The sequence below is a fragment of the Ruegeria sp. AH12 genome, assembly GCF_056541465.1.
Genome location: NZ_JBQFYL010000026.1, coordinates 23,375 through 29,510, shown reverse-complemented (window position 1 = coordinate 29,510; position 6,136 = coordinate 23,375). Strand labels below are relative to the sequence as shown.

Below are 6,136 nucleotides of genomic sequence, written 5' to 3'. Positions count from 1 at the left end.
CCGTCAACCGCGTCGACAACGCATATGGCGACCGAAACCTCGTCTGCACATGCCCTCCAATGACCGAATACATGGAAGCCGCTGAATAAAAACGCCCCCCCAACAAAGGGGGGGCACCGGCAGCAGAGCGGTCCCCGCTCTCTGCCACTCAACACAGAAGTGTCATGACATATGAAACTTTACGTCCTGCATAACGAACCCGAAAACAAGGCAAACGCCTTTGCGGCGGTGTCTGAGCGGGTTCAATATGTTGATGTCATTTTGCACCCGAATGCCTCCCGCGCATCGGCAGAGCTGGCGTTGGATTTCTACCGAGCTTTGAACGGTTTTATGGAGCATCAGCGCTACGTTGTCACTCTGCGTGCCCTTGCTGAGGATAAGGTCGGCGGGCCTTTGTATTGGGCAGGGCGGACTGCTGTTATCTGGGGGGGTCTGGAGGAGAACTGGAATCTGGCTGGCGCTCAAAAACACTGGGCGACCCAGGTGCTGAACCTCGCGCCTCGGGTTGTGCTGGTTGGGGGCGCCGTGATGCTGCTGGCCCAGGCTAGCGGCTGTGACGGGCATATCGCTGCGATACATTCCAGTTTTCAGGCGGCAGCGTCAGAGCAAGGCATAAGAAGTTGCGGTGCCTCAACGTATCTTTCACTCAACGGGCGATGGCACAGTGCCAATACCCGCATCAGCGCCCTTCGCCTGCTGGCTGAATTTGTGTCGAGCGATCATGGCGAACATCTTGCAGATGCGGTACGCAGATATGTCGGTCTGGAGGAGCCAAAACAGGCAATAGAGAGCCAGACGGCAAATTGGCTTATTCGCAGATCAGGTGGGGATGAGCTGGTCATTCTGACCCTGGCGACCATGTTGGAGCATATCGAAGAGCCCCTGAGTATCACTGACCTATCAAGGGCAGTGGGTGCCTCGACCCGTCAACTTCAGAGACGATACATCTGTAAAACCGGCACCACGCTTCTGCACACGTATAAAGAGCTTCGGATAGAGAGAGCTATTGATCTGCTGAGGCAGACCGACATGTCGTTGGTCGAAATAGCAGCTGCAACCGGGTTTTCCTCGCGTGCTGCCATGTCGCGCGCTTTGTTCGAACAGTGCGGATCGCGGCCTGAGGACATCAGAACCCGCCGCTATCTTGGATACGCGGCTGGTTAGCAAAACCAACTTTGGGGCCGGTTCTAGTCGGTTTCACATAGCAGACCGATAACATGATCGATTTCCGGGTGGCATTGGGACCTGTGAGGACGTTCGATCACCAGGGCTTTGCCGGTTTGATGACCGTGCTCGGACACACGGCTGAGCTGCTGAGCATCCAGCGCCTGCGCAACCAGCGCAGCATGCCCCATCAGAACCCCCGCGCCTGATTTCGCCTCTTCGACCGCCAAAGCGTAGAGAGAGTACCGAGGGCCACGTGTTGGATCGCCGATATCGATACCTGTGGCGCCTGACCATGTCGACCAATCGCTGCCCCAGGTCTGATCGTGAAGCAAGGGTGCGGTTTTCAGATCAACATCCTTGGCCAGCTTTGGGGCGCAAACCGGAAAGATGATGTCGTCTTCGACGATGATCTGATCTGCGGTTTCGTCCGGTAGGGATATGAAGATGGACAAATCAAACAAATCTCTGGTCAGGCTCGGAGGGTTCTCCATCGCAGTTACGGATATGTTCAGATTGGGATGCAGGTCGCGCAATCGACCCAGACGCGAGGGCAACCAAAGCTGCGCGACCGATGGCAGTGCGGCAATGTGAACTTCGGGGTTGGGTGCCAGGTTGCGCAAATTTTGGGTCGCTGCTGCAAGTAGATCGAAAGCCTGTGTGAAATCCTCGGTCAACAAACGACCAGCGGCAGACAATGAAACACCTTGTGCGCCGCGCTCAAACAGTCTGGTGCCGGACCAGGCTTCTACAGCTTTGACATGCTGCGACACCGCACCGGCGGTGACACCCAGTTCCTCGGCTGCTGCAACAAAACTGCCCAGACGGGCTGCAGCCTCGAAGGCGCGCAATGCGTTCAGGGGCGGCCCCTTGGGTCGGCGGGGAAGAACTGCCATTCATTAGCCTTAGTTTTTCTAGGGCGAGAAATAGCAGAACTGATTTGCATTGTCATGCAGACCGTCCATTCTGAAGCCAAGCAAGGAGTATGCAGCAATGACAATCGACGTAAGGTCCTGGGTCCCGGACGCCAGCGAAGCGCTTGTACAGCAGATCGCGACAGCCACTGCCAGCAGTGCGTCGGGCGCATTGCTGGACCGGATCGATGATCTGGCGAACCGCAATCGCGAGATCCACGAGAAAGAGTGTTTTAACCTCAACCCCGCCACAAATGTCATGAACCCGAGGGCCGAGGCGCTGTTGGCCTCGGGTATCGGGTCGCGCCCTTCGCTTGGATATCCGGGTGACAAGTATGAGATGGGCCTTGAGGCCATCGAAGAGATCGAGGTGATCGCCACCCAGCTTTGTGCAGAGGTTTTCGACGCACGTTTCGCGGAGATCCGCGTGCCGTCGGGCGCGATCGCAAACCTTTACGGCTTTATGGCCACGTGCAAGCCGGGCGATACGATCATCGCACCCCCTGCGTCGATTGGCGGTCATGTCACGCATCATCTGGCAGGCTGTGCGGGTCTGTTCGGGCTGCGCACAGTTGAGGCACCAACTGATGCAGATGGATACACCATCGATCTGGATCAACTGCACACCATGGCGAAACGCGAACGACCCAAACTGATCACGGTTGGGGGTAGCCTCAACCTGTTCGAACATCCGGTGAAAGAGATCCGCGCCATTGCCGATGAAGTTGGTGCCAAAGTGATGTTCGACGCCGCACATCAGTGCGGGATCATCGCAGGTAAGGCGTGGCGTGACCCGTTGGCCGAAGGCGCGCATCTGATGACAATGAGCACCTACAAAAGCCTTGGCGGCCCTGCCGGTGGGCTGATTGTCACCAATGAGGCTGACCTGGCCGAGCGTCTGGACGCAATCGCGTTTCCCGGAATGACGGCCAATTTCGACGCGGCGAAGTCTGCTGCGCTTGCGGTCACTATGCTGGATTGGCGCGATTTCGGGGCCGACTATGCGGCACAGATGATCGCACTGGCACAAGCGCTTGCCGAGCGCCTGAATGACAATGGCGTACCTGTCTTTGCTGGCCGAGAGGGTTTCACCTGCTCCCACCAGTTTGCTGTCTTGGCCAAGGCGTTTGGTGGCGGGCAAACAGCCTCCAAAACCCTGCGACAGGCGGGCTTTCTGGCCTGTGGCATCGGCCTTCCAGCGCCAGCAGTGCAGGGCGACATGAACGGCTTACGCATAGGCACCCCGGAACTGGTAAGATGGGGCATGACAACGGATCATGCAGACAGGCTGGCCACACTGATCGCGCGCGGCTTGGCGGGCGAAGACGTTGGTGCCGAGGTCAGCGACTGGCGGCAAAGCTTTGACAGCCTATCCTTTGTTCATATTTGACCTTCGACGTTTAAGTTGCGGATCGGATAAACATGATTTCACTGCCACGTCTTATATCGTTGGTCCAAAGCCCAAAAATATTTAGCTCAATGGCGGGTGTGCGGACTGAACGGACCTTGGCATCAGAGCTTCGAATGACTGCTGAAATTCCTTAGGTGACACACAACAAGATTAAAGTAACAGCTGTTCAAATAGTTCGGTCAAACTCCAAACCGAATGGAAATCCTCCGACAACATCTGGTGTGAAACGCCTGCCCGTTCCCAATCGGGAGAGGACGTCAAAGATGAAAATGGCGAAACCATTTCTGGACCATTCAATGCTAAGCCCGCGGTAGTTACCTTGCTCTCCTTTGGCCGCCCGTGAAATGTGTCTGAGATAGAAGTGCTGCTGATTGATGTTAGTCCTAGTACGAACATCGAAGATGCCCAAACTTGTATCGTTTGGTGTTCTGGGTTGCCCGTCCTCTAGTACTATTCTCTCTTTGAGAAAATTGTGAAAAAGAGGTGCTTTAGTAGGCTGGCCATTGATGTCGCCGCGAAAGCTCTCTAGTTTACCTGACGCTTCTTCATGAGGCGTGCATCTAAGAATGCAGCCTGTGTCTAGCATACGAAATGAGGCGTTATCTGGGACAAGGTCTTCAAGGATACGCAAGCTTCGTTTTGGAGGGGTCTCCAACTCAAAAAACACCACACCGGAGAAGAAATTTCGCCCCAAAAACCTTGAAATAGAGGACAATTCTTGCAACTTCTTGGCAGCGTCACTAGCAGAAGTGGGAGTCGCTCTTGCCTTTATTTCGAAGACTGCCTTCACGCACTGCGAAGGTATCATCTTCGAAGTTCCGTATCTCGTCCTGTCGGTGTCCAAATCTGATGCCAAGACTGGAGCATTCAGCCTGTCATAGATTATCAAGTCATAGTGGTATTCCACCGGATGATTTTCTTCTAAAACGGGGGGTAAGATGAACCCTGAAGTCACTCCATAACGATCAGGTAAGAATTCGTCTAACCAGCTTCGTAGAACTGCTTCCGCTACATTTCCATGTTCAGTTTGCAGAGGTCTCTTGCCATTTTCAAATTTGGCTAGATCGTAGTTGGCCAGCATTTTACGTCGATTGAGTTCAAATCTTTGCCAACCAGCGGTTCTGTAAGTTCTTGTTGTCATTGACGGCTTCAGAATAATGAAATTTTGGGTGATGAAATACGAATGCTAGCAACTGGTTCTGCTTCCTGAATATCGTGACAGCCTCAACTTTGCAAAGCTCGGTTTCTATGCATCACCGTCATTCATCGACAGCGCAGTACTTGTCACATTTAGGCTCAGAGCGGACTTTTTTGTCGTTTATCGCGCCGACCTGCAGTTCGCTGCTAACTTCATTGCAAACGAACATTCGATCTTTTGGGGTCTTCTGATGTAGAACGTTAGTCTTGCCCTGATCTGACTATGACGGTTGGGTCAGGGTCGTATGACGTTCAATGAATTGGTTGTGCCGCAAACGTAGAGTTGAGTTACCTTTGCGACATCGGCGTGTCGACAGTCTCTGGTTTATCCCAAGTGATCAGACTCGCCGCTTCGGCGCTGCCAGGGCTGACCGTCATAGGCGTTGCAAATCCCGGGATGATCTCGACGTCATAGAGTTCCGTGATCGCGCCATCGATGCGGAACCAGTCGACACAGGTGCCGGTGGCAAGGTCGATGATCTGCAGGCCACACCACGCGTCGCTATCTGCGGCGTCCAGCCGATCTGCCAATGGCAGCCCTTCGAACCGTTTGTAGCGCGGCTTGGACAGACCGACGAAAGCATATCCTTTGTAGAACCGCAGCCCGCGCAGGAAACCCGGGCAAAAGACAATTGGTTTGAACTGGCCCGGCGCGTCGTTCTCCAACCCGTCCACAAAGCCAAGCTCGCCGGTGCCAGAGTTCAGAAGCCAGAGCTTGCCATCATACCAGCGCGGCGAATGCGGCATCGACAGGCCCTTGCAGACAACTTGGTTGTTCTGGACGTCAATGGCCACACCTCCATCAACGCGGCGATCTCTCCACCCGTCTATCGTGTTGGATTGGGATACAGCGGTGACATAGGCGGGCTGGCCGTCGCGCATGGCCATCCCGTTCAGATGGCACCGGTCCTCATCCACGATCTGAGTAATCGACGGCGGGGTCCACCCAGGTACGAAGCTGTGGCGCTTGGACAAGGTCGACAGGCAATTGAAACGGGTGTTCACAAAGACGGGGGTGCCATCTGCATCCAGCCCGATATCGTGAACATCCAACTCACCAACACTGTGTATAAGCCGCGGCATAAAACAGGCATCGAAGACGTTATTGATGCGTTCATGCGGGGCGAGAATATTCTCGAACCTCAGAATATCGGCGCCCCCGGCCAGCGTCAGCCCACCTTGGCCATCATAATGGAGCCCCATGGGTTTTGGCATGGCCGACTGATGCACATGCAACGATCCGTCGGAACCCCGACCCAGATGGTACAGCAGCCCGGATTGGTAGGATGAAAACGCAAGCGAGCATCCCAACCGCGCCAGCCGGTCTACCAAACCTCGGGACTGGCTGTATTCGACGGCGTCCTGTTGGTCTTGTTCGGAGGCTGTGTTTGTCATGGGGTTACTCGGGGCCTTCTGTTTGAGCCGATGTGATCGATTGCGGGCCTGAGAC

General features: G+C 55.0%; 5 protein-coding genes. 2 read left to right on the top strand and 3 right to left on the bottom strand.

Translation table 11 applies throughout. From position 1 onward, the window contains the following. Positions 1 to 171: 171 nt before the first annotated feature. Positions 172 to 1,164: a helix-turn-helix domain-containing protein gene (locus ACR0EL_RS21070; protein WP_480502101.1), complete on the top strand. Its 993-nt coding sequence runs from the start codon at positions 172 to 174 to the stop codon at positions 1,162 to 1,164. A gap of 23 nt (positions 1,165 to 1,187) precedes the next feature. On the opposite strand, the gene ACR0EL_RS21065 is transcribed toward ACR0EL_RS21070, so the two are convergent. Next, a complete protein-coding gene (locus ACR0EL_RS21065) occupies positions 1,188 to 2,060 on the bottom strand; it encodes a LysR family transcriptional regulator (protein WP_480502099.1) in 873 nt (290 codons plus the stop codon). Between the two features lie 97 nt (positions 2,061 to 2,157). On the opposite strand from ACR0EL_RS21065, the gene ACR0EL_RS21060 reads away from it, so the two are divergent. Next, complete coding sequence (locus ACR0EL_RS21060; protein WP_480502097.1) at positions 2,158 to 3,468, top strand: aminotransferase class I/II-fold pyridoxal phosphate-dependent enzyme; 1,311 nt, start codon at positions 2,158 to 2,160, stop codon at positions 3,466 to 3,468. Between the two features lie 187 nt (positions 3,469 to 3,655). Here the strand turns inward: ACR0EL_RS21060 and ACR0EL_RS21055 are convergent, their stop codons facing one another. Continuing rightward, complete coding sequence (locus tag ACR0EL_RS21055) at positions 3,656 to 4,630, bottom strand: DUF6602 domain-containing protein (RefSeq protein WP_480502095.1); 975 nt, start codon at positions 4,628 to 4,630, stop codon at positions 3,656 to 3,658. A gap of 344 nt (positions 4,631 to 4,974) precedes the next feature. Beyond that, positions 4,975 to 6,081 (bottom strand): TIGR03032 family protein, encoded by a 1,107-nt coding sequence (locus tag ACR0EL_RS21050; protein WP_480502093.1) that lies wholly within the window; start codon positions 6,079 to 6,081, stop codon positions 4,975 to 4,977. Positions 6,082 to 6,136 lie beyond the last annotated feature (55 nt).

What these genes read in the sequence shown, in the direction of transcription:
- ACR0EL_RS21055 (WP_480502095.1), bottom strand. Translation starts at nt 4,630, where the DNA reads ATGACAACAAGAACTTACAGAACCGCTGGTTGGCAAAGATTTGAACTC.
- ACR0EL_RS21065 (WP_480502099.1), bottom strand. Translation starts at nt 2,060, where the DNA reads ATGGCAGTTCTTCCCCGCCGACCCAAGGGGCCGCCCCTGAACGCATTG.
- ACR0EL_RS21050 (WP_480502093.1), bottom strand. Translation starts at nt 6,081, where the DNA reads ATGACAAACACAGCCTCCGAACAAGACCAACAGGACGCCGTCGAATAC.
- ACR0EL_RS21070 (WP_480502101.1), top strand. Translation starts at nt 172, where the DNA reads ATGAAACTTTACGTCCTGCATAACGAACCCGAAAACAAGGCAAACGCC.
- ACR0EL_RS21060 (WP_480502097.1), top strand. Translation starts at nt 2,158, where the DNA reads ATGACAATCGACGTAAGGTCCTGGGTCCCGGACGCCAGCGAAGCGCTT.